The sequence below is a fragment of the Micromonospora sp. CPCC 205546 genome (assembly GCF_036902715.1).
GTDB lineage: Bacteria > Actinomycetota > Actinomycetes > Mycobacteriales > Micromonosporaceae > Micromonospora.
Genome location: NZ_JBAKHL010000006.1, coordinates 141,189 through 164,581, shown reverse-complemented (window position 1 = coordinate 164,581; position 23,393 = coordinate 141,189). Strand labels below are relative to the sequence as shown.

General features: G+C 74.0%; 20 protein-coding genes. 11 read left to right on the top strand and 9 right to left on the bottom strand.

What is annotated here, in order from left to right:
* Nucleotides 1–120 precede the first annotated feature (120 nt).
* Nucleotides 121–1,881: an aa3-type cytochrome oxidase subunit I gene (ctaD, locus tag V6U77_RS05630; RefSeq protein WP_334605088.1), complete on the top strand. Its 1,761-nt coding sequence runs from the start codon at nucleotides 121–123 to the stop codon at nucleotides 1,879–1,881.
* Nucleotides 1,882–2,334: 453 nt separating this feature from the next.
* Here the strand turns inward: ctaD and V6U77_RS05625 are convergent, their stop codons facing one another.
* The 4 genes from V6U77_RS05625 to V6U77_RS05610 are packed head-to-tail and all read right to left on the bottom strand — an operon-like array spanning nucleotide 2,335 to nucleotide 8,192.
* Complete coding sequence (locus V6U77_RS05625) at nucleotides 2,335–3,570, bottom strand: MFS transporter (protein ID WP_334605087.1); 1,236 nt, start codon at nucleotides 3,568–3,570, stop codon at nucleotides 2,335–2,337.
* 48 nt (nucleotides 3,571–3,618) lie between these two features.
* Nucleotides 3,619–4,200, bottom strand: coding sequence for an isochorismatase family protein (locus V6U77_RS05620; RefSeq protein WP_334605086.1), 582 nt, complete (start codon nucleotides 4,198–4,200; stop codon nucleotides 3,619–3,621).
* A gap of 13 nt (nucleotides 4,201–4,213) precedes the next feature.
* Nucleotides 4,214–5,500, bottom strand: a complete 1,287-nt coding sequence (locus tag V6U77_RS05615) for a nicotinate phosphoribosyltransferase (protein ID WP_334605085.1) — start codon at nucleotides 5,498–5,500, stop codon at nucleotides 4,214–4,216.
* A 16-nt stretch (nucleotides 5,501–5,516) separates the two neighbouring features.
* Nucleotides 5,517–8,192: a helix-turn-helix transcriptional regulator gene (locus V6U77_RS05610; protein ID WP_334605084.1), complete on the bottom strand. Its 2,676-nt coding sequence runs from the start codon at nucleotides 8,190–8,192 to the stop codon at nucleotides 5,517–5,519.
* A 202-nt stretch (nucleotides 8,193–8,394) separates the two neighbouring features.
* Here V6U77_RS05610 and V6U77_RS05605 point away from each other — a divergent pair, with 202 nt between their 5' ends.
* The 10 genes from V6U77_RS05605 (at nucleotide 8,395) to V6U77_RS05560 (ending at nucleotide 16,286) form a co-directional block, all read left to right on the top strand.
* A complete protein-coding gene (locus tag V6U77_RS05605; RefSeq protein WP_334605083.1) occupies nucleotides 8,395–9,930 on the top strand; it encodes a hypothetical protein in 1,536 nt (511 codons plus the stop codon).
* 178 nt (nucleotides 9,931–10,108) lie between these two features.
* Nucleotides 10,109–10,399, top strand: coding sequence for an ATP-dependent Clp protease adapter ClpS (clpS, locus tag V6U77_RS05600; RefSeq protein ID WP_089001780.1), 291 nt, complete (start codon nucleotides 10,109–10,111; stop codon nucleotides 10,397–10,399).
* Nucleotides 10,400–10,401: 2 nt separating this feature from the next.
* On the top strand, nucleotides 10,402–10,896 hold the full coding sequence (locus V6U77_RS05595) for a DUF2017 domain-containing protein (RefSeq protein WP_334605153.1): 495 nt from the start codon (nucleotides 10,402–10,404) through the stop codon (nucleotides 10,894–10,896).
* Nucleotides 10,897–10,949: 53 nt separating this feature from the next.
* Nucleotides 10,950–11,438 carry a M67 family metallopeptidase gene (locus tag V6U77_RS05590; RefSeq protein ID WP_334605082.1) on the top strand — a complete coding sequence of 163 codons (489 nt, stop codon included), beginning with the start codon at nucleotides 10,950–10,952 and terminating at the stop codon, nucleotides 11,436–11,438.
* A 73-nt stretch (nucleotides 11,439–11,511) separates the two neighbouring features.
* Nucleotides 11,512–11,856, top strand: coding sequence for a MoaD/ThiS family protein (locus V6U77_RS05585; RefSeq protein ID WP_334605081.1), 345 nt, complete (start codon nucleotides 11,512–11,514; stop codon nucleotides 11,854–11,856).
* 12 nt (nucleotides 11,857–11,868) lie between these two features.
* On the top strand, nucleotides 11,869–12,834 hold the full coding sequence (locus V6U77_RS05580; RefSeq protein ID WP_334605080.1) for a PLP-dependent cysteine synthase family protein: 966 nt from the start codon (nucleotides 11,869–11,871) through the stop codon (nucleotides 12,832–12,834).
* 301 nt (nucleotides 12,835–13,135) lie between these two features.
* Nucleotides 13,136–13,882, top strand: a complete 747-nt coding sequence (locus V6U77_RS05575) for an MBL fold metallo-hydrolase (RefSeq protein ID WP_334605079.1) — start codon at nucleotides 13,136–13,138, stop codon at nucleotides 13,880–13,882.
* A gap of 65 nt (nucleotides 13,883–13,947) precedes the next feature.
* Nucleotides 13,948–14,679 (top strand): ribonuclease PH, encoded by a 732-nt coding sequence (rph, locus tag V6U77_RS05570; RefSeq protein ID WP_334605078.1) that lies wholly within the window; start codon nucleotides 13,948–13,950, stop codon nucleotides 14,677–14,679.
* Between the two features lie 52 nt (nucleotides 14,680–14,731).
* Nucleotides 14,732–15,349, top strand: coding sequence for an RdgB/HAM1 family non-canonical purine NTP pyrophosphatase (gene rdgB / locus V6U77_RS05565; RefSeq protein WP_334605077.1), 618 nt, complete (start codon nucleotides 14,732–14,734; stop codon nucleotides 15,347–15,349).
* A gap of 22 nt (nucleotides 15,350–15,371) precedes the next feature.
* On the top strand, nucleotides 15,372–16,286 hold the full coding sequence (locus tag V6U77_RS05560; RefSeq protein WP_334605076.1) for an AEC family transporter: 915 nt from the start codon (nucleotides 15,372–15,374) through the stop codon (nucleotides 16,284–16,286).
* A gap of 51 nt (nucleotides 16,287–16,337) precedes the next feature.
* Here V6U77_RS05560 and hutH read toward each other — a convergent pair whose 3' ends face one another.
* From hutH to hutU, 5 genes are all read right to left on the bottom strand, one after another.
* On the bottom strand, nucleotides 16,338–17,873 hold the full coding sequence (gene hutH / locus V6U77_RS05555; protein WP_334605075.1) for a histidine ammonia-lyase: 1,536 nt from the start codon (nucleotides 17,871–17,873) through the stop codon (nucleotides 16,338–16,340).
* Nucleotides 17,870–19,057, bottom strand: coding sequence for an imidazolonepropionase (gene hutI / locus V6U77_RS05550; protein ID WP_334605074.1), 1,188 nt, complete (start codon nucleotides 19,055–19,057; stop codon nucleotides 17,870–17,872). The genes hutH and hutI overlap by 4 nt, the downstream gene beginning before the upstream one ends.
* Nucleotides 19,054–20,412, bottom strand: a complete 1,359-nt coding sequence (locus V6U77_RS05545) for a formimidoylglutamate deiminase (protein WP_334605073.1) — start codon at nucleotides 20,410–20,412, stop codon at nucleotides 19,054–19,056. Before V6U77_RS05545 ends, hutI begins: the two co-directional genes overlap by 4 nt.
* A gap of 112 nt (nucleotides 20,413–20,524) precedes the next feature.
* A complete protein-coding gene (locus V6U77_RS05540; protein ID WP_334605072.1) occupies nucleotides 20,525–21,724 on the bottom strand; it encodes an allantoate amidohydrolase in 1,200 nt (399 codons plus the stop codon).
* Nucleotides 21,721–23,379, bottom strand: coding sequence for a urocanate hydratase (hutU, locus tag V6U77_RS05535; protein WP_334605071.1), 1,659 nt, complete (start codon nucleotides 23,377–23,379; stop codon nucleotides 21,721–21,723). Before hutU ends, V6U77_RS05540 begins: the two co-directional genes overlap by 4 nt.
* Between the last annotated feature and the right edge of the window lie 14 nt (nucleotides 23,380–23,393).

Below are 23,393 nucleotides of genomic sequence, written 5' to 3'. Positions count from 1 at the left end.
CAGGCTACCCGACCACCCCACGCGGCGCAGCCACCTGCAGGGGACTATCCTCCTTGCGGATGACGGCCCGCAGATAATCAGCGCGCGCCGAGCGGGACAACCCAGAACCGGAGGCCACTCGTGACCACCGTCGCACCCAAGCCGGTCGTGACCCGGCCCTGGCCGGTCCGAGCGCCGGTCAAGGGGTCGGCCATCGCGCGTCTGCTGCGTACCACGGACGCGAAGCAGATCGGGATCATGTACATGGTCACCGCGTTCGTGTTCTTCATGATCGGTGGCCTGATGGCCCTGATCATGCGGGCCGAGCTGGCCCGACCCGGGCTGCAGTTCCTGTCGCCCGAGCAGTACAACCAGCTGTTCACCATGCACGGCACGATCATGCTGCTGTTCTTCGCGACGCCGATCGTGTTCGCCTTCGCGAACTACGTGGTGCCGTTGCAGATCGGCGCGCCCGACGTGGCGTTCCCCCGGCTGAACAGCTTCGCCTACTGGCTGTTCGTCTTCGGCGGCACGATGACGATGGTCGGCTTCCTCACCCCGGGCGGGGCCGCCGACTTCGGTTGGACCGCCTATGCGCCGCTGAGCTCCGTCGAGCACTCGCCCGGCGTGGGCGCGAACCTGTGGGTCGTCGGCCTGGTCATCTCGGGTCTGGGCTCGATCCTCGGCGCGGTCAACGTGATCACCACGATCCTGACCCTGCGCGCGCCCGGCATGACGATGTTCCGGATGCCGATCTTCACCTGGAACATGCTGGTCACCGCCCTGCTGGTGATCCTGGTCTTCCCGTTGCTGGCCGCCGCGCTGATGGCGCTCGCCGCCGACCGGCTCCTGGGTGCCCACGTCTACGACCCCGCGACCGGCGGGCCGATGCTCTACCAGCACCTCTTCTGGTTCTTCGGCCACCCCGAGGTCTACATCATCGCGCTGCCGTTCTTCGGCATCATCTCGGAGATCATCCCGGTCTTCTCCCGTAAGCCGATCTTCGGCTACAAGGGCCTGGTCGCCGCGACCATCGCCATCGCCGGCCTGTCGATGAGCGTCTGGGCGCACCACATGTTCGCCACCGGCCAGGTGCTGCTGCCGTTCTTCAGCTTCCTGAGCTACCTGATCGCCGTGCCGACCGGTATGAAGTTCTTCAACTGGATCGGCACGATGTGGCGGGGCCAGATCAGCTTCGAGACGCCGATGCTCTTCTCGATCGGCTTCCTGGTCACCTTCCTCTTCGGCGGCCTGACCGGTGTGCTGCTGGCCAGCCCGCCGCTCGACTTCCACCTGCACGACTCGTACTTCGTGGTGGCCCACTTCCACTACGTGCTCTTCGGCACGATCGTGTTCGCCGTCTTCGCCGGCATCTACTTCTGGTTCCCGAAGATGTTCGGCCGGATGCTCGACGAGCGGCTGGGCAAGGTGCACTTCTGGCTGACCATGATCGGCTTCCACACCACGTTCCTGGTGCAGCACTGGCTGGGCAACGAGGGCATGCCGCGCCGGTACGCCGACTACCTGCCCGGCGACGGCTTCACCACGCTGAACATGGTCTCCACCATCGGCGCGTTCATCACCGGCATCTCGACCCTGCCGTTCATCTGGAACTGCTGGAAGTCGTACAAGGCCGGCCCGGTGGTCGAGGTCGACGACCCGTGGGGCCACGGCAACTCCCTGGAGTGGGCCACCAGCTCCCCGCCGCCGCTGCGTAACTTCGACCGGATGCCGCGGATCCGCTCCGAGCGGCCGGCGTTCGACCTCAAGTTCCCGGAGCTGGCGGCCGGCGGCCAGAGCCTGGCCGGCCCGCCGGAGGGCGGCGCCAAGCCGCTGACCAGCGAGTCCGACGGCGGCGCCAGCTACCGCGAGGACACCGCGAGCGACGCCGACCGGCGCTGACGCTCCGCACCACGCACGACGGGCGCCACCCCACCCGGGGTGGCGCCCGTTCGCGTTGCCGAAAGGTACGCCCACCGCGACCGGGGAACGTTCGATCCCGTACGCCGCCCGGGCCATCCCCGGGTGCCCATGGCGTGCCTTGAGAAGTGGTGGCTCTGATCGCAGTCCTGGCGGCGTTCGGGCCGACGGAAAGGCGTGGAAGGCGCGCGAAGCTGACGAACAACTGCCCTTGAACGCTGATACCTGTGTGGCATAAAGATACCTCCTTGGTATCGGCGCAGAGGGCTGTACCGCCGTCGTCGAGGTGCGGTGCAGCAGCCAGCCACTCACGACGACGACGCGGGTGAGCAGCTGCGCGGCACGCCAGATCAGCGGCGGCTGGCAGACCGTAGCTGTCGGGACCGGCCGAGGTGGCGACCCGCGCGCCGAGGGGCGCCGGGTCCGGGCGTCGGGTCAGGCGGCGGGGGCCGGGACCAGTTCGGAGGCGGACGTGCGGGCGGCGGCGGTGCGGCGGCGGCGCAGCTCGATCGGGAGCACCGCCAGCGCCACCAGCGCGCCGACCGCCCCGGTGACCGCGAAGCCCCAGGCCGGCGCGGAGGCGTCGATGACGGCGCCGGCGAGCGGCGCGCCAACCGCGATGCCGACCGTCACCGCCGAGCCGTGCAGGCCCATCGCCTCACCGCGTACGGAGGCGGGGACCAGCCGGCTGACCGCGTCCGAGGTCGCCGCGATCGTCGGCGCGCAGAGCGCCCCGGCGGGGATCAGCGCCAGGCAGAGCAGCCACCAGTGCGCCCCGCCCAGCCCGACCGGGATGGTGCAGAGGCTGAGCGCCGCCATCAGTGCCAGCGGGGAGAAGGATCGGGTGACCGCCCCGTACGCGAAGCCGCCCGCCAGCGAGGCGACCGCCCAGACGGCGAGGACGGCGCCCGTCCACCCGACGTCGCCGCTCTCCCGCAGCACGGCGACCACGGCCACGTCGGTGCCGCCCAGCACCAGCGTGCCGGCGGCGCTGACCGCCAGTACGGCGAGCAGCCGCGGGGTGAGCCACGACCGGCGAGGCACCCGCGGCTGCGGCCCGGCCGGCTCGCCGCCGCCCCGGGTGGGCGGGTTCAGCACCCAGAACGCGACCCCGGCGGCGACGATGCCGGCGCCGACCAGGTAGAGCGTGGTGCGCGCGGAGATCGTGGTGACGGCGGCCACGGCGAGCGCGGGACCGACCATGAACGACAGCTCCACCGACATCGAGTCCAGCGCGTAGGCGGGGCGGCGCCGCTCCGGCGGCACCATGGCGGCGATGGACTGCCGGATCACCGAGAAGATGGGCAGGGCGAGCGAGCCGGCCAGGAACGCGGCGGGCAGCAGCACCGGGTACGGCAGCATCGGCGCGGTGGACCAGAAGACGGCCTCGGCGGTCCCGGTCAGCACGAGCACCGGCCGCAGGCCGCGCCGGTCGACCAGGCGGCCGAGCAGTGGGCCGCCGATCGCGGCGCCCACGGTGATCGCCGCGCCGACGAGCCCGGCCGCTCCGTAGCCGCGCCCGAGGTCGAGCACGACGTAGAACGTCAGGGTGACCCCGGTGGCGGTGAGCGGGACCCGGGCGAGCACCGACACCAGCAGCAACGACCGGAGACCGGGCAGGGCCAGCGCCTGTCGGTAGGGCTTCGTGTTCACGACGGTGCGTACCTCCACCCGACATCCTCGGGTGGAGGTACGACACCCCGCCAACGAATTACCGCGTCATGCGCCCCTGAGCACAGGCTCCCCGCGCATGGCGACCCCGGCCCCCTCCATCGCGCGCAGCGCCACGTCGGTGGTGTCCGGGGCGACCCCGGCGGTCAGGTCCAGCAGCACCGTGGTGGCGAAGCCCTCGCGGGCGGCGTCCAAGGCGGTTGCCCGTACGCAGTGGTCGGTGGCGATGCCGACCACGTCCACCCGGTCCACCCCGTGGCGGCGCAGCCAGTCGGCCAGGCACTCGCCGTCCTCGGCGTGCCCCTCGAAGCCCGAGTACGCGGCGTCGTGCTCGCCCTTGTGGAAGATCGCCTCGATCCGGTCGGTGGCCAGGTCGGGGTGGAACTCCGAGCCCGGGGTGCCCACGACGCAGTGCCGGGGCCAGGAGTCCACGAAGTCCGGCGGGTCGCCGAAGTGCGCGCCCGGGTCGACGTGGTAGTCCTTCGTCGCGACGACGTGGTCCCAGCGGTCCGGCTCGGCGGCGAGCAGCCGGGTGATACCGGCCGCCACGCCCGCTCCGCCGCCGACGGCCAACGAGCCGCCCTCGCAGAAGTCGTTCTGCACGTCCACGACGATCAGCGCGTTGCTCACCGTGGTGCTCCTTTCAGTCGGCCGGGACGACGGTGACCGGGACGGCCGGGTCGCCCGCGGAGAGCTTGAGACCCTCCCAGGGGATGGAGATCAGGCACTGCCGCAGGTGTTCGCGCGACTCGTCCAGACTCGGCCGCGCGACCGGCTCGCCGTCGACCACGAACGGGTGCTGCAGCAGCCGGTCGTTGGGGCGGTGGTCGGGCACGCCCTGCGGCACGATGACCTCCTCGGTGGCGGTGCCGGTGGGCTTGTGCCGGCGTACGGCCACCTTGCGGCCGCCGATGGTGGCCTTGTGCTCGGAGCGCTTGACCACCGGGCGTCCCTCGACCTCGACGAGCTTGTAGACCAGCCCGGCGGTGGGGGCGCCGGAGCCGGTGACGACGGCGGTGCCCGCGCCGTACATGTCGACCGGCTCGGCGGCGAGCGAGGCGATGGCGTACTCGTCGAGGTCACCGGAAACGATGATCTTGGTTTCGGTGGCGCCCAACGAGTCGAGCAGCTCACGGGACTGCTGGGCGATCACCGCCAGGTCGCCCGAGTCGATCCGCACCGCCCGCAGGTCGGGTCCCGCCACCGCGATCGCGTTGCGGATGCCCTGGCTGATGTCGTACGTGTCGACCAGCAGCGTGGTGTCCTTGCCCAGCGTGGCGACCTGCGAGGCGAAGGCGCTCCGCTCGTCCTCGTGCAACAGCGTGAACGCGTGCGCGGCCGTGCCGGCGGTCGGGATGCCGTAGCGCTGCCCGGCGGCGAGGTTCGAGGTGAACCGGAACCCGGCCAGGTACGCGGCCCGCGCCGCGGCCACCGCCGCCTCCTCGTGGGCGCGCCGGGAACCCATCTCGATGAGGGCCCGCCCGCGGGCCGCGGTGACCATCCGCGCGGCGGCGGCCGCCACGGCGCTGTCGTGGTTGAGCACCGAGAGCACGAGCGTCTCCAGCACCACGCACTCGGCGAAGCCGCCGGAGACGGTGAGGATCGGCGAGTTGGGGAAGAACAACTCGCCCTCGGCGTAGCCCTCGACGTCGCCGGTGAAGCGGTAGTCGCGCAGCCAGGCGGCGGCCTGCTCGTCGACCACCCCGGTACGGCGTAGGAAGTCGACCTCGTCGACGTCGAAGCGGAAGTCGCGGATCAGTTCGATCAGCCGGCCGGTGCCGGCGACCACGCCGTAGCGGCGACCGGCGGGCAGCCGGCGGCTGAACACCTCGAAGACGCAGCGGCGGTCGGCGGTGCCGTCGCGCAGGGCGGCACTGACCATGGTCAGCTCGTAGTGGTCGGTCAGCAGCGCGGGACGAAGGGTGCTCACCTCCCCAGCCTAGGGTTCACCCACTCCCGACGTCGTCGTGGCCCGGGATCGCCCGCAGGGCGGCTCGCAACTCCGCCCGGCCGGCGACGCCGAGCTTGCCGTAGATGCGCTGCAGGTGGTTCTCCACCGTGCGGGCGGAGAGGTAGAGCCGCTCGGCGATGGCCCGGCTGGTGACCCCGTCGGCGGCCAGCCGGGCCACCTGCCACTCGCGTTCGCTCAGCGCCGGGGAACCGGCCTGCAACGCCGGGGTACGGATCAGGTCGCAGCGCCCGAGCAGAGCGGCGAGGCGTTCCCGGGCCGTGGCCGCCGCCGGGGACCGCTGCCGGCGCAGTCGGTCCAGGGCGGTGGCGGTGGCCTCCGCCGCGTAGACCGCCAGGTCCAGCGCGTCGAAGCCGTCGGCGACCGCCAGCAGCTCGTCGGCGCAGCTGCCCGTGGCGGCCCTGGCGTGCCGGGCCAGCAGCGGCGGCAGCACCCCGTCGACCCGTTCGGAGAGCTCGGCGAGCCGCTGCGCGACGGTGCGCCGGCTGCCGTCGGAGCACATCGGGCCGAGCGGCGCGCTCGCCTGGTCCAGCCGCACCAGGTCGTGCAGCACGTGCACCTCGTGGCCGGCGAATCCGTCGGCACGCAGCCGGTCGGCCAGCGCGCTCAGGTGCTTGACGGCCCCGGAGACGTCGCCGCCGGCGGCGAGCACCGCGCCCCGGGCCTGCTCCAGCCACGGGTAGAGCACGCCCATCCCGGGGGCGTGGGTGCGGTCCGCCTCCGCCATCGCCTCGGCCGCCTGCGCGGCGTCGCCCCGCAGCGCCGCCGCCTGGGCCCGCTCGGCCTGGGCCAGGCCCGCGTAGACCCGGCTGGTGGCGAGCACCGCGCAGGCGCCGAGGCTGGTCCGCAGCGCCGTGTCGCTCTGCCCGCGCAGCCGGGCCGCGTACGCCTGGAGGATGGCCAGGTAGCCGGTGCCGAGCCGGAAGTCCCCGGCCCCGGCGAGGTCGGCGAACTCGTCGGCCACGATCGCGTCGATGCCGGCCAGGTCGCCCGCGAGCGCCAGCCGGGTGCCCCGGGCCAGTTCCAGGGCCAGTTGCAGGTACGGCATGTCCGCCCGCCACCGGCCGGCCTCGGCCTGCACCCGGATGATGGCGGCGGCGCTGCGGTGCAGCTGCCCCTGCGCGGCCTGCAGGTGGGCGATGGTGCTGCGGGCCAGCTCCCGGGCGGCGACGCTCGCGGCCGGCCGGTCCAGCACCGTCTGCCCGAGGCGCAACGCGAGGCCGGTGTCCAGCCGGTGCAGCCGCATGATGCCCTCGAAGGCCAGCACCCTGGCCTGGTCGGCGGAGTCGCGCAGGGTGGACCGGCGGGCCGCGATCTCCTCCACCGTGGACTCCCGGCTCAGCCCCCAGTAGCTGACCATGCCCCGCACGGTCAGCCAGCGGCTCAGCCGTCGGTCGCCCTCGATGTCGGCGGAGACCGCGTCGAGCACCTCGATCGCCTCCTCCGGCCGGTCGGCGAACATCAGGATGGTGGCCAGCAGCTCCGCCGCGTCGAAGCCGCCACCGGCGTCGAGCGCCGCGCGGGCCAGCCGGGTCGCCAGCGGCACGTCGTAGCGGGCGAACGCCTGCCCGGCCGCGTCGAGCAGCAGGGTCGGGTCCTGCGCGGTGCCCGAGTCGAGCCGCCAGACCGCCACCCGCAGCAGGTCGTCGCGGCGCCGCTTGCCGATGAGCTCCAGCAGCTCGGCGAGGCGGGCCTGCAACCGCCGCGTCCGGCTGACGGGGCAACGGCGGCGCATCACCTCGCCGTAGAGGGGGTGGGCCAGCCGCACGTTGACCCGGCGGTCGTCCTGTTCGACGGCGATCAGCCCGCGCTCCTCGGCGGTCTCCACGTCCACCGGGTCGGCGGCCTGGTTGAGCAGGTGCAGGCCGAGCGGCTCGCCGAAGGCGACCAGCTCCACCACCCCGCGTACGCCCGGGGTGAGCTGGCCGATCCGGGTGTCGATCAGGTCGGTCAGGTTGGGCGCCAGCTCCAGCCGGCCGGTCCACTTCCAGATCCCGTACGTGCGGGTCAGCTCCCCGCGGTCGGCGGCGAACACCAGCTCGCGCAGCAGCAGCGGGTTGCCCTCGGAGAGCCGTCCGAGCCGATCGGCGGAGGTGGCGTCGACCGGCCCCTTCAGGATCTCGGAGAGCAGCCGCGTGGTCTCGGCCGGCGGCAGCGGCTTCAGCTCGACGTGGTCGACCAGGCCGTCGGTCCACAGGGCCCGGATCGGAGGCGGGAGCTGCTCGCCGTCGCGCAACGTGCCGACGACCGTGGCGTTGTCGGACCTCGCGACGAGGTGCGCCAGCGCCGCCGACGGCGGATCGAGCAGGTGCGCGTCGTCGACCGCGAGCACGATGCGGCGGCCGGCCGCCTGCTGCTGCAGCACGTCGACCGCCCAGCGCAGGATGCCGGCGGGGGAGAGACCCTGCGGTTGCTCGGTCGGGAGCACCTGGACGAGACCGCCGAAGGGGAGCGCCGCGGTGGTGGCGCTGGCCGCGATCGACCAGACGGCGTAGCCGTCGCGCGGCAGGGCCGTCATTCCCTCGCGCAGCAGCCGACTCTTGCCGATGCCGGCGTTGCCGCTGAAGAAGAGGCCCCGTCCCTCCGTGCCGGTCACCGCCGACAGCAGACGGTTGAGCTCATCCGTACGGCCGACGAAACCCCACCGACTCATCGGGGCAGCATATCGATCGGATTCCGTCCGCGTGCACTCGGTCACGCACCGAAGTTGAGTAATCCCGCGGTTACCTCTGAGTATTTGAAGTCTTCGGCCCGGCGGCCCGCTCAGCCGTACTCTTCCGGCATCCGGGTGCCGTCACCGGATGTTTCCACGCGGCCGGTCGCTGCCGGTCGCCTGCCACGGGAGGCCGCTTTCGATGAAGCCCGGCCCTCTCCCCGCCGTCGACAGCCCCGGCGACGACGCCGCGGGGCCGCGCCGCCGGGAGCGGCTGCCCGCCAGGCTGGGGGTGACCGAGCCGCGCCCCGAGGAGCCGCTGGCCGTAATCGCCGTCGGCCCGGCCGGCGCCGCGCGGCGCGAGGTCCTCGCCCGCCTGCTCCGGCTCGACACCGCCATGCTCGCCGTGCCGACCGGCAGCTGGCTCGTCGTGCGCCACTCCCAGGTGCCGACGCGGGCGGCCTACGTGCCCGGCTACCGCCAGCCCCACTCCTACGGCGCCGACCGGCTGGCCGCCGGGCCGGCGCTCGCCCGCCCGCCGCGCCGCGTCGAGCTGAGCCTGCCCGAGCCCCTGCTGCGGCACTTCAGCCTCATCGACACGCCGGACACCGGCGGCCTCGGGGTGGCCGGCGGCCACCTGCTGCTCGACGCGGCGGGCCGGTCCGGAGCGGTGCTCTTCGTGATCGCCTCCGACCAGGCCTTCACCGCCGTCGAGCTCCACCTGCTCGCCGACCTGGCCCGCGCCGGCGTCGAGGTCGTCTTCGCCGTCACGCCGGGCGCGGGCGGCTGGGCCCCGGTGCCGGAGGGCACGGCCGCGACGCAGGACACGGGAGGGTCCGCCGGGTCGGTCTCGGCCCCGGTGGATCCGGTCGCGGTCACCGTCGAGGCCCACCGGGCGGCGCTGCTGGCCGCCGTCCCCGGGCTCGCCGACGCCCGCTGGTTCCCGCTCGACGCGGCGGATGACGGGGCGGACCTGCGCCGCGCCCTGGTCGGCTGGGCCGCCGACGAGGGGCTGCGCCGCGCGAGCGCCGAGCCGCCCGTGCTGCCCGGGTCGCACGGCCGGGTGCCGGTGGTGGCCGACCCGGGCGACTGGTCGGAGCAGCTCGACCGGCAGGCCCGGTCCGTCTCCCGGCGCATCCGCCAGCACCTCGCCCTGGAGTTGGCGAACATCCACCTCCGGGTGGTGCAGGAGATCGTCTTCGGGGTCGGCTGCGCCGGCCTGCCGCAGCTGCTCGACCGCGAGATGGAGGCGCTGTCGCTGCTGGCCACCGCCCAGTGCGACGAGGCGGTGCGCGGGCTGCTGGAGGCAGCCGCCGGTCGGGTCTTCGGCACGCCGCTGCCGGCGGGCGTACGCCGGCGCCTGTTCGCCCCGGTGCGCTGGGGCCTGGCGGACCACCGGGGCGAGCACGAGCTGGACCGCGTGCTGCTGGTCACCAGCACCGGGGGCGTCGCCGGGCTGACCGGCGCCGGAGCGACCGACGCGTTGGCGAGCCACCCGGGCGTGCCGCACGTGGAGGTGCTCCCGCCGGTGGCCGTGGCCCTGTCGGGCGGCTGCTGGCAGCACTGGCGCAGTCCCGGCAACCACGACGCCAACGCCGCCCGGGCCTGGGCGCAGCGCGCGCTGCGCGAGGTCGAGCTGGAGCTGTCCCGGGAGGTGTCCCGGCGGTTCGAGGTGGTCCGCCTCTCGCTGGACGGGGTGCTCTCCGATGCTGTCGACCACGGCATCCTGCTCGCCTGACGGCGACCCGGTCGCCCGCGGCGTCGGCCCCCCGGGCCCGGGCCCGGTCGTCGAGCCGGGCGCGCCGTGGTCGCCGCCCGTCGTCGCCGAGGCGTCTGACCAGGCCGGACGTGACGATCCCCGCGGGGCCGGCGTTCCGGTTCCTCGGTTCGCCGGATCCGGTGGCACGATGGGGGGCATGGCGGCTCCGCAGGTTGCACCTGTCGAGACGCCGGACACCGATGAGGTGCCGGCGTCCGACCGACCGTGGGTGACGATCGTGTGGGACGACCCGGTCAACCTCATGACGTACGTGACCTGGGTCTTTCAGAAACTCTTCGGCTACAGCCGGGAGAAGGCGGAACAGCTCATGCTCGATGTGCACCACAAGGGTCGCGCCGTGGTCTCCAGCGGCGCCCGGGAGCGGATGGAGCACGACGCGTCGCAGCTGCACGCGTACGGGCTGTGGGCGACGGTGGACAGGTCGTGAGCATGTTCCGTCGCCAGGGCGACCGTTACGTCGCCAGCTTCGCCGTCGACGAGGTGCGGGTGCTGCGGAAGGTGGCATCCGAGGTGGTGGGGCTGCTCACCGACGGCTTCGACCACACCGACCCGGTGGTGGGCCGGCTCTTCCCCGAGGTCTACCCGGAGGACGCGGCCGGCACCGCCGAGTTCCGCCGCTACACCGAGGGCGACCTCAAGACCGCCAAGATCGACCAGGCCGGTGCGATCCTCGCCTCGCTGCCCGACTCCGCCGGCGGCGAGGTGCGTCTCGACGCGGAGGCGGCCGAGGCGTGGCTGCGGGCGCTCAACGACGCCCGGCTGGCGATGGGCGTCCGGCTGGAGATCAAGGACGGCACCGACCTCGGCGAGGAGCTCGACGACGCGGTCGCCGAGGATCCGACCTCCAGCCGGGTGTTCCAACTGTCGGTCTACGCGTACCTCGGCTATCTCCAGGAATCCCTGCTCAACGCCTTGATCGACTAGGCGTGACCGCCGCCACCTTAAGGTCGCGGCAGGTACGCGTTAGGCTGGAGCACGTGCTGAGCATCGACCGGTCGATCGTCGACGCGATCGTCGCCCACGCTCGTCGGGACCATCCCGACGAGGCGTGCGGCGTGGTCGCCGGTCCCGCCGGCAGCGACACCCCCACCCGGCACATCCCGATGGACAACGCCGCCCGTTCCATGACGTTCTACGAGTTCGACTCCATGGAGCAGCTGCGGGTGTGGCGCGAGATGGACGACCGGGACGAGGAACCCGTCGTCATCTACCACTCGCACACCGCCACGGAGGCGTACCCGTCCCGGACGGACATCTCCTTCGCCGGTGAGCCCGGCGCGCACTACCTGCTGGTCTCGACCCGCGACCCCGACTCTGAGGAGATCCGCTCCTTCCGGATCGTCGACGGCGTGGTGACCGAGGAGCCGGTGCGGATCGTGGAGGCGGGGGTGGACCCGCACGCCGTGCAGTCCTACATGTTCGGGCAGAGCCCGGCGACGGTCGACTACGAGTGTTCCGGTCGCTGATCCAGCGCCGCCGCACCCGTCCACGTCCCGTCACCTTCCGGCACGCCCGACCATCATCGAGGAGCACGACATCATGGCCATCGAGGTTCGCATCCCCACCATCCTGCGCAGCTACACCGGCGGCGCGAAGGTCGTCGAGGGCGCCGGCGACACGCTCGCCGACCTGCTCGCCGACCTGGACTCCCGACACGCCGGCCTGCGGGCCCGGCTGGTCACCGACGCCGGTGCGCTGCACCGCTTCGTCAACGTCTACGTCAACGACGAGGACGTCCGTTTCCTCGGCGCGTTGGACGCGAAGCTCAACGACGGCGACAGCGTGACCATCCTGCCGGCCGTCGCCGGTGGCGCGTTCGGCTTCGCCGCGGCCGCCGCGATCGCCCAGCAGGGCGCGGCGCGCTCGACCGTCGCCGCCCGCTGAGGCGGCGTCGCCATGGCGCGCTACGACAGCCTGCTCGACGCCTGCGGGGGAACGCCCCTGGTCGGGCTGCCCCGGCTCTCCCCGACGGTGCCCGACGGGGCGCCGCCGGTGCGGCTCTGGGCGAAGCTGGAGGACCGGAACCCGACCGGCAGCATCAAGGATCGGGCGGCCCTGTTCATGGTCCGGGCGGCCGAGGAGTCGGGCCGGCTGCGGCCGGGCGACACCATCCTCGAACCGACCAGCGGCAACACCGGCATCTCCCTGGCCATGGTCGCCAAGCTGCGCGGCTACCGGCTGGTCTGCGTGATGCCGGAGAACGTCTCGACCGAGCGGGTGCAGCTGCTCCGGATGTATGGCGCGGAGATCATCTTCTCGCCGGCGGCGGGCGGCTCCAACCAGGCGGTGGCCACCGCCAAGCAGATCTCGGCCGAGCACCCCGACTGGGTCATGCTCTACCAGTACGGCAACGACGCCAACGCCCGGGCGCACTACGAGACCACCGGTCCGGAGCTGCTGCACGACCTGCCGACGATCACGCACTTCGTGGCGGGCCTCGGCACCACCGGGACCCTGATGGGCACCGGGCGCTACCTGCGCGAGAAGGTCGACGGCATCCAGGTCGTCGCGGCCGAGCCGCGCTACGGCGAGCTGGTCTACGGGCTGCGCAACATCGACGAGGGCTACGTCCCGGAGCTCTACGACGCGTCGGTGCTGTCCCGGCGCTTCTCCGTCGGCACCCGCGACGCGGTGCTGCGGACCCGGCAGCTCGTCGAGGTGGAGGGCATCTTCGCCGGGTTCTCCACGGGTGCGATCCTGCACGCCGCCCTGGCGGTCGCGCACGAGGCCGTCCGCGCCGGGAAGCGGGCCGACGTGGCCTTCGTGGTCGCCGACGGTGGCTGGAAGTACCTCTCCACCGGGGCGTACGGCGGCACCCTCGCCGACGCCGAGGACGCCCTGGAGGGCCAGCTCTGGGCCTGACGTCGCGTGGCCGGGCCGCCGATCCGCGTCGGCGACCCGGCCCCCGTCCCGTCGGGCGGCACCCGCGGCGACGCCACGGGTCCGAGGCGCACCCGGTCCACTCACCGGGCGGCACCGTCTCGTCACGCGGCGCGGACGGGCGGCGCGGCGGGGTGTCACGTTGATGACAACTTCCGGTGGATGCCCCTTGTCGCCATGCGGTCGCGCGTAGGCTGCCCTGCGTGGCGTACGCGTCGGTAGAGATCATCCACAGCGGGACCGTCGGCGTGGAAGCTACTGAGCGTGACAGTGAGATGACTCGATGCGACTGACCGTCCTGGGCTGCGCGGGCAGCTTTCCCGGTCCCGAGTCACCGTGCTCGGCCTACCTCGTCGAGGCGGACGGCTTCCGGCTGCTGCTCGACTTCGGCTCCGGGTCGCTGTCCAACCTCCAACGCTACGCCGGGCTGCACGCGCCGGACGCCATCGTCCTCACCCACCTGCACTGCGACCACATCCTCGACGCCGCCTCGTACGTGGTGGTCCGCCGCTACGCCCCGGACGGCCCCTACCCGACGCTGCCGGTCTACGCCCCGTCCGGCGCGCCGGACCGGCTGGCCGCCGTCTACGGGCAGGAGGACAGCACGGTCGAGGACGTCTACCGGTTCTACGCCCTCGAACCCGGCACCTTCCCGATCGGCCCGTTCTCCGTCACCGTCGACCGGGTGAACCACCCCGTCGAGACGTACGGCGTCCGGCTCGAACACGAGGGCCGGGTGTTCTGCTACTCCTCGGACACCGCGCCCTGCGACGCGCTGCTGCGGCTGGCCCAGGACGCCGACACGTTCCTCTGCGAGGCCAGCTATCTCGACGGCGTGGAGAACCCGCCGGACCTGCACCTGACCGGCCGGGAGGCCGGCGAGGCGGCGACCAAGGCGGGGGCGGGCCGGCTGCTGCTCACCCACCTGGTGGCCGCGTGGGGCAGCGAGGCGCACACCGTGGAGTCGGCGCGCGCCGCCTTCGACGGGGCGCTCGAGGTGGTCCGTCCCGGCGCCAGCTACGAGATCTGACCCGCCGGTGCCCCGGGTGGGACACCCAGGGGCGAACCGATCGGGGCACCGCATAGGGTGCAGGGATGGCACGACCTGACGGGCGGCGACCCGACGAACTCCGACCTGTGACGTTGACCCGGGGCTGGAGCACCCATCCGGAGGGCTCGGTGCTCGTGGAGTTCGGCGGCACCCGGGTGCTCTGCACGGCCAGCGTGACCGAGGGCGTGCCCCGCTGGCGCAAGGGCTCCGGGCTCGGCTGGGTCACCGCCGAGTACGCGATGCTGCCGCGGGCCACCAACACCCGCTCCGACCGGGAGAGCGTGAAGGGCCGCGTCGGCGGGCGTACGCACGAGATCTCCCGGCTGATCGGCCGGAGCCTGCGGGCGTCCATCGACCTGAAGGCCCTCGGCGAGAACTCGATCGTGCTCGACTGCGACGTGCTCCAGGCCGACGGCGGCACCCGTACCGCCGCGATCACCGGCGCGTACGTGGCGCTGCACGACGCGGTGACCTGGCTGGCCGGGCGCAAGTCGCTGGTCGGCAAGCCGGAGAAGGTGATGCACCGCTCGGTGGCCGCGATCAGCGTCGGGATCATCGGCGGCGAGCCGCGGCTGGACCTCGACTACACCGAGGACGTGGTCGCCGAGGTCGACATGAACGTGGTGTGCACCGGGGCCGGCGAGTTCGTCGAGGTGCAGGGCACCGGAGAGGCGGGCGTGTTCGCCCGCGAGCAGCTCGACGCCCTGCTCGACCTGGCCGTCGCCGGCTGCGTGGAACTGGCCGAAGCCCAGCGCAAGGCGCTCTTGCTCCCGTGAGCGCGAGGAGTGAGCTTGCGAGCCCCGCAGTCGCGAACAAAGGTGGATTCTGATGACCAAGGTGCTGCTCGCCACCCGTAACCGCAAGAAGCTCGTCGAGCTGCAGCGGATCCTCGACGGCGCGCTCGGCGCGCACCGCGTCGCCCTGATCGGGCTGGACGACGTCGAGGAATACCCGGAGCTGCCCGAGAGCGGCCTGACCTTCGGCGAGAACGCGCTGATCAAGGCGCGGGAGGGCTGCCGGCGCACCGGCCTGCCGACGATCGCCGACGACTCCGGGCTCGCCGTCGAGGCGCTCAACGGCATGCCGGGGGTGTTCAGCGCCCGCTGGGCCGGCCGGCACGGCAACGACCAGACCAACCTGCAGCTGGTGCTGGACCAGATCGCGGACCTCCCCGACGAGCACCGGAGCGCGTCGTTCGTCTGCACGGTCGCCCTGGTGCTGCCCGGCGGCAAGGAGCACCTGGTCGACGGCCGGCAGGCCGGCCGGCTGCTCCGGGCGCCGCGCGGCGACGGCGGCTTCGGCTACGACCCGATCTTCCTCGGCGACGGGCAGGACCGCACCAACGCCGAGCTGACCCCGCAGGAGAAGGACGCGGTCAGCCACCGGGGCAAGGCGCTGCGGGAGCTGGCCAAGCTCGTCGCCAAGGTGCTGCCGCCCGCGAGCTGACGGCCCCGCCCCGGTGGGAGGGGTGCTGACGGGCTTCGCCGTCATCGCCACCGTCATCGCCGTCGGCTACGCGCTCGGCCGCGGCGGGGTGCTGGGGCCGGAGGCCGCCACGGTCCTCTCCCGCGTCGCGTTCTTCGTGGCGACGCCGGCGCTGCTGTTCGAGACGGTGTCGCGGGCCGACGTGCCCGCGGTCGTCTCGTCCTCCCTCGTCGTCACGGTGGTCAGCACCACCGCCGTGGCGTCGGTGTTCGTGGCCGTCGCGAGCCTCTGCTGGCGCCGCTCCGTCGCGGAGGCGACGATCGGCGCCCTGGCCTCGTCGTACGTCAACGCGGCGAACATCGGCATCCCGGTCGCGGTCTACGTCCTGGGGGACGCCTCGTTCGTCGCGCCCGTCCTGATGTTCCAGCTGGTCGTCATGACGCCGGTCGCGTTCGCCTTCCTGGAGGCGGCCACGGCGCAGAGGAGACCGTCGCTCGGCACGGTGGTGCTCCAGCCGCTCACCAACCCGGTCACCATCGCGTGCGCGTCGGGCGTCGCGGCCAGCCTGACGGGGTGGCTGCCGCCGGAGCCGGTCCTGCGGCCGATCGAACTGGTCGCGGCGATGGCGGTCCCCGCCACGCTGATCGCGTACGGCGTCTCCCTGCACGGTGCGCCGCGGCCCGGCTCCGGCGACACTGGCCCCGACGTACGCCTCGCGGTCGTCCTCAAGACCGTGGCCCAGCCCGCCGTCGCCTACCTCGTCGCGCGCTTCGCGATGGGGCTGCCGGCCGGTCTCGTGCTGGCCTGCACGGTCACCGCCGCCCTGCCGACGGCGCAGAACGTCTTCGTCTACGCCATCCGCTACGGCCGGGGCACGGTCCTGGCGCGCGACTCGATCCTGCTGTCGACGGTGACCGCCGTGCCCGTGCTGATCGGGGTGGCGCTGCTGGCGGGCTGACACCCGGCGGACGCCCGGGCCACCGTGGCGCGACGGTGACCCGGGTGGCCGTCAGTCCAGGGCGCCGATCTCGCGTTCGATGGCGGCGCGCAGGTCGGGCCCGGCCAGCACGGCCCGGGCGGCCTCCATCAGCGGGGCCAGGAAGACGTCCGGCCCGGGTTCCCCGGCGACCCCGCCGAGCGCCGCGACGGCGGCCCGCCCGGCCGGCGACGGGTCGAGCGGGGCGCGCAGCTGGAGCCCGCGTACCCCGGCGAGCAGCTCGACGGCGAGGATGCTGGTCAGGTTGTCCAGCACGGCGCGCAGCTTCTTGGCCGCCGCCCAGCCCATCGAGACGTGGTCCTCCTGCATCCCGCTGGTGGGCAGCGAGTCCACCGACGCGGGCGCGGCGAGCCGGCGGTTCTCCGCGACGATCCCGGCCGCCGTGTACTGGGCGATCATCAGCCCGGAGTTGACGCCGGCGTCGGGGGAGAGGAAGGCCGGCAGGTCCCGGGACCGGGTGACGTCGAGCAGCCGGTCCACCCGGCGTTCGGCGATCGCGCCCACCTCGGCGGCGGCGATGGCCAGGAAGTCCGCGGCGAAGCCGAGCGGCGCGCCGTGGAAGTTCCCGGTCGACTCGACGCGGCCGTCGGGGAGCACCACCGGGTTGTCCACCACCGAGACCAGCTCCCGGCCGGCCACGGTGCGGACGAAGTCCAGCGTGTCCCGGGCCGCCCCGGCGACCTGCGGCGCGCACCGCATCGAGTACGCGTCCTGCACCGCGTGCGCGAGGTCGTCGCGGTGCGAGTCCATCACCCGGGAGTCCTGCAGCAGCCGGTGGATGTTCGCCGCCGAGGCCGACTGCCCCGGGTGCGGCCGGATGGCGTGCAGCTCCGGCAGGAACGGCCGCTCCGAGCCGAGCATCGCCTCGATGGCGAGGGCGGCGGTGACGTCGGCCATCGTGAACAGGTGCGCGGCGTCGTGGATCGCCAGCAGCAGCATGCCGAGCATGCCGTCGGTGCCGTTGATCAGCGCCAGCCCCTCCTTCGCGGCCAGCTCGACCGGCGTCAGGCCGGCCCGGCGCAGCGCGTCGGCGGCGGGCAGCCGCTCCCCGGCCGGGCCGAGCACCCAGCCCTCGCCGAGCAGCACCAGCGCGCAGTGCGCCAGCGGCGCCAGGTCGCCGGAGGCGCCCAGCGAGCCGTGCTCCGGCACCCACGGCGTCACGTCGTGGTTGAGCAGGTCGACCAGCGCCTCGGCGAGCAGGGGTCGGACCCCGGAGCGGCCGAGCGCCAGCGAGCGGACCCGCAGCAGCATCATGGCCCGGACCACCTCGCGCGGCATCGGCGCGCCCACGCCGGCGGCGTGCGAGCGGATCAGCGCGTGCTGGAGCTCGGCCCGCCGCTCGGGCGCGACGAAGGTGTTCGCCAGCGCGCCGAAGCCGGTGGAGACGCCGTAGACCGGGCGGCCGGCGGCCTCGATGCCGTCGACGATGGACCGGCTGGTGGTCATGACGTCCACGGCGGCCGGGTCGAGGACGACCTTGGCGGTGCCGCGCGCCACGGCGAGCACGTCGGCGGGGGAGATCCCGGTGGGCAGGATGGTGACGGTCATTGGGGCACTCCGTTGCGCAGGACCTGGCGGATCAGTGGCACACCCGGCCGGTAGGCCAGGTGCAGGTGGGACGGGGCGTCGAGGATCATCAGGTCGGCCCGGGCCCCGGGCCGCAGCACCCCGACGTCGTCGCGGCGCAGCGCCCGCGCGCCGCCGGCGGTCGCCGCCCAGACCGCCTCCGCCGGGGTCATCCGCATCTCGCGTACGGCGAGCGCGACGCAGAACGGCATCGACGACGTGTACGACGAACCGGGGTTGCAGTCGGTCGCCAGCGCCACGGTGACGCCGGCGTCGAGCAGCCGGCGGGCGTCCGGGTACGGCGAGCGGGTGGAGAACTCGGCGCCGGGCAGCAGGGTCGCCACGGTGGTGGTGTGCCCGCCGTCGACCCGGGTCGAGGCCAGCGCGTCGACGTCGGCGTCGGTCAGGTGGGTGCAGTGGTCGACGCTCGCCGCGCCCAGCTCGACGCCGAGCTGGACGCCCGGCCCGGGGCCGAGCTGGTTGCCGTGCACCCGCACGCCGAGCCCGGCGGCCTGCCCGCAGGCGAGGATGGCGCGGGCGTGGTCGACGTCGAACGCGCCCCGCTCGCAGAAGACGTCGATCCAGCGCGCGTGCGGCGCGGCGGCGGCCAGCATCGGCCCGCAGACCAGCCCCACGTAGTCGTCGGGGCGGTCGGCGTACTCGGCGGGGACCACGTGGGCGCCGAGGAAGGTGGTCTCCTCGCTGACCTCGGCGGCGATCGCCAGCGAGCGGGCCTCGTCGGCGACGGTGAGCCCGTACCCGCTCTTGATCTCCATGGTGGTGGTGCCCTGCCGCAACGCCTCGCCGTGCAGCCGGCGCACCGTGGCCCGCAGCTCGTCGTCGGTGGCGGCCCGGGTCGCGCCGACGGTGGTCCGGATGCCGCCGCCGGTGTACGGCTGCCCGGCCATCCGGGCGGCGAACTCGGCGGCCCGGTCCCCGGCGAAGACCAGGTGGGCGTGGCTGTCCACGAAGCCGGGGAGCACGGCGGCGCCCCCGGCGTCCAGCCGCCGGTCGGCGGCCGGCGCGTCCCGGGACGGCCCGATCCAGGCCACCCGCCCCTCCTCGACCAGGAGGGCGGCGTCGCGCCGGATGCCCAACGGCCCGGCCTCGCCCTCGACGTCGTTGGTCACCAGCTCGCCGATGTCGTCGACCAGCAGACTGCTCACGAGGTCACCTCCGCTATGGCCGACGCCAGCTCGGCCGGCACGTCGACGGTCAGGTGCCGGCCGTCGCGCACCACCGTGCGGCCGTCCACCACGACCTGCGAGACGTCCGCGGCACCCGCCGCGAACCACACCCCCACCGGCGGTACGCCCGCCGTGCGCGGGCTGTCCAGCCGTACGGTCACCAGGTCGGCGCGCGCCCCCACGGCGATCCGTCCGGCGTCGCGCCAGCCCAGCGCGGCGTGACCGCCGACGGTGGCCGCGTCGCGCAGCTCGGCGGGGCTGAAGTGGCCGCGCCGACGGGTGCGCAGCCGCTCGTCCAGTTCCACGGCGCGGGCCTCCTCGAAGAGGTCGACCACGGCGTGGCTGTCGCTGCCCAGGCTGAGCGGCAGGCCGACGTCGGCCATCCGCCGGGCCGGGCCGATCCCGTCGGCCAGGTCCCGCTCGGTGGTCGGGCAGAGGCAGACGCCCGTGCCGGCGTCGGCGAGCAGGGTGAGGTCGGCGCCGGTCAGGTGGGTGGCGTGTACGGCCGTGGTGTTCGGGCCGAGCGCCCCCCGGTCGGCGAGCAGCCGGGCCGGGGTGCAGCCGTGCGCGGCCCGGCAGGCGTCGTTCTCGGCCGGCTGCTCGGAGAGGTGCACGTGCAGGGGCGCGGCGCGCCGGTCCGCCCATCCGGCCACGGTGGCGAGCTGTCCGGCCGGCACCGCCCGCACCGAGTGGATCGCCGCGCCCACCCGGGCGTGCTCGTCGGCGGGCCGGAACGCGTCGACCCGTTCCGCCCAGCGCAGCGCGTCGCCGTCGCCGAAGCGCCGCTGCGGTCCGGCGAGCGGCTCACCGTCGACGGTGGCGGTGAGGTAGCAGGTGTCCAGCAGGGTGATCCGGATCCCGGCGTGCGCGGCGGCCTCGACCAGTGCCTCGCCCATCGCGTTCGCCTCGGCGTACGGGGTGCCGTCCGGGTTGTGGTGCACGTAGTGGAACTCGCCCACGCAGGTGACGCCGGCCAGCGCCATCTCGGCGTAGACGGCCCGGGCCAGGGCCAGGTACGAGTCCGGGTCGAGCCGCTGCGCCACCGCGTACATCCGGTCGCGCCAGGTCCAGAAGTCGCCGCGCCCGCCGTGGGTGCGCCCGCGCAACGCCCGGTGGAACGCGTGCGAGTGGGCGTTGGCGAGCCCGGGCAGGGTCAGCCCGGGCAGCCGCTCGGCATCGGCCATGACCTCGACCCCGGCGGACGGCGTGCTCCCGGCCGTCAGCGGGGTCACACCGGTGATCCGACCGTCGGTGGTCTCGATCAGCACGTCGGCGGTCGGCTCGGTGTGGTCGGGCAGCCAGGCGTACTCGGCGAGCCAGCGGGTCCCGGTCATCTGGTTCGCCTCCTGTCGAGCTGAATCGTCTGCGACATCAGTCGATCATCACGGGGGCGAGTCGTCTGCGACATCAGCTCGACAGGCCACCAACGGCGGCCCCGCACCCCGGTCAGCGGCATGTCAGCTCCTCCAGCACCCGGGCCAGGGCGGTCACCCCGGCCGCACAGTCGGCGTCGGCGGCCGACTCGGCGGGGGAGTGCGAGACGCCCGTCGGGTTGCGCACGAAGAGCATCGCCGTGGGCAGGTGCGCGGCGAGCACCCCGGCGTCGTGCCCGGCCCCGGTGGGCAGCACCGGCGCGTCGAGCAGGGCCGCGAGCCGGCCCGCCAATCCGCCGTCGAAGGCGACGAGCGGGGTGGCCGACTCCTCCGTCAGCGCCACCTCGGTACCGTCGCGGCGGGCCCGCTCTGCGGCCTTCGCGCGCACCGCGTCGACCAGCCCCGTCAGCGTCTCCGGCTCGGCGGCCCGGGCGTCCAGCCAGCCGGTCACCTTCGACGGGATCGCGTTGGTGGCGTTCGGCTCCACCGCCACCCGCGCGACGGTGGCGTGGGCGCCGCGCAGCCGCGCCTCCTTGTTGGCCGCCAGCACCGTGAAGGCGTACGTCAGCATGGGGTCGCGGCGGTCGGCCATCCGGGTCGTACCGGCGTGGTTGCCCTCGCCGGTGAACTCGAAGCGCCAGCGGCCGTGCGGCCAGATCGCGCTGGCCACCCCGACCGCCGCGTCCGCGTCGACCATCGCGCGGCCCTGCTCGACGTGCAGCTCGACGAAGGCCGCGAAGCGGCCGAGCAGCTCGGGCCGGGCGCCCGCCGGACGTGCGCCCAGCGCCTCGGCGAAGCTCACCCCGGCGGCGTCGCGCAACCCGGCCGCGCGCTCCACCGCGATCTCCCCGGCGAGCAGCCGGGACCCCAGGCACGGTACGCCGAACCGCGCGCCCTCCTCCTCGACGAACGCGCCGACCACGACGGGGCGGTCCGGTGCGACGCCCGCCGCACGCAGCTCGTCGACGGCGAGGAACGCGCTGACGATGCCGAGCGGCCCGTCGTACGCCCCGCCGTGCGGCACCGAGTCGAAGTGGCTGCCGGTCAGCACCGCGTCGCCGGCCTGAAGGTCGCCCCAGCGGGCGAACAGGTTGCCGTTGCCGTCGTCGGTGACCGGCATGCCCCGGCGGTCGGCCTGCTCGCGGAACCACTCCCGCAGCCGCAGCTCCGGCTCGGTCAGCGCGTACCGCAGGTAGCCGCCGCTGCCCTCGTCCCGCCCGAGGGGCGCGATCTCGTCCCACAGCGCCCGGAAGCGGTCGGCGAGGCCCGTCACGGGTTACCCCCCTCCGCCATCGGCACCCGCACGCCGGTGGCATCCGCGACCTCGCGGGCGGCGTCGTAGCCGGCGTCGACGTGCCGGATGACGCCCATCGCCGGGTCGTTGGTGAGCACCCGCTCGATCTTCTGCCCGGCCAGCGCGGTGCCGTCGGCCACGCAGACCTGCCCGGCGTGGATGGAGCGGCCGATGCCGACCCCGCCGCCGTGGTGGATCGACACCCAGGACGCCCCGCTGGCGGTGTTGACCAGCGCGTTGAGCAGCGGCCAGTCGGCCACGGCGTCGGAGCCGTCGGCCATCGCCTCGGTCTCCCGGTACGGGCTGGCCACGCTGCCGCAGTCCAGGTGGTCCCGGCCGATCACCACGGGCGCGGAGAGCTCGCCGGAGGCGACCATCTCGTTGAACCGCACGCCCGCCTTGTCGCGCTCGCCGTAGCCGAGCCAGCAGATCCGTGCCGGCAGGCCCTGGAAGGCGACGCGCTCGCCGGCCATCCGGATCCACCGCGCGAGGGACTCGTTCTCGGGGAACAGCTCCAGGATCGCCCGGTCGGTGGCCGCGATGTCGGCCGGGTCGCCGGAGAGCGCCGCCCACCGGAAGGGGCCCTTGCCCTCGCAGAACAACGGCCGGATGTACGCGGGCACGAAGCCGGGGAAGTCGAAGGCCCGCTCGAGGCCGCCGAGCTTCGCCTCGCCCCGGATCGAGTTGCCGTAGTCGAAGACCTCCGCGCCGGCGTCGAGGAAACCGACCATCGCCTCGACGTGCTTCGCCATCGACGCCCGCGCCCGGTCGGTGAACTCGGCCGGCTTCGCCTTCGCGTAGTCCCGGGCGTCGGCCGGCTCCACCCCCTCCGGCAGGTACGACAGCGGGTCGTGCGCGCTGGTCTGGTCGGTGACGACGTCGATGTCGACGCCCCGGCGCAGCAGCTCCGGGAAGACCGTGGCCGCGTTGCCGACCACGCCGACGCTCAGCGCCCGCCGGTCCCGCTTCGCGGCCAGCGCCCGCTCGACGGCGTCGTCCAGGGAGTCGGCGACCTCGTCGAGGTAGCGGTCGTGCACCCGCCGGTCCAGCCGGCTGCGGTCCACGTCGACGATCAGGCAGACGCCGCCGTTCATGGTGACCGCGAGGGGCTGCGCCCCGCCCATCCCGCCGCAGCCGGCGGTCAGCGTCAGCGTGCCCGCCAGGGTGCCGCCGAACCGCTTGGCGGCGACGGCGGCGAACGTCTCGTAGGTGCCCTGGAGGATGCCCTGCGTGCCGATGTAGATCCACGAGCCGGCGGTCATCTGCCCGTACATGGTGAGGCCGAGCTGTTCGAGGCGGCGGAACTCCGGCCAGGTGGCCCAGTCGCCGACGAGGTTCGAGTTGGCCAGCAGCACGCGGGGCGCCCACTCGTGGGTACGCATGACACCCACCGGCCGGCCCGACTGCACCAGCATGGTCTCGTCGTCGCGCAGGTCGGTCAGGGTGCGCACCAGCGCGTGGTACGACGGCCAGTCCCGGGCGGCCTTGCCGGTGCCGCCGTAGACCACCAGGTCCTCGGGGCGCTCGGCCACCTGCGGGTCGAGGTTGTTCATCAGCATCCGCAGCGCGGCCTCCTGGGGCCACCCACGGGCGGTGCGTTCGGTGCCGCGTGCGGCGCGGACGGGCTTGGTCATCTCGGTTCTCCTCC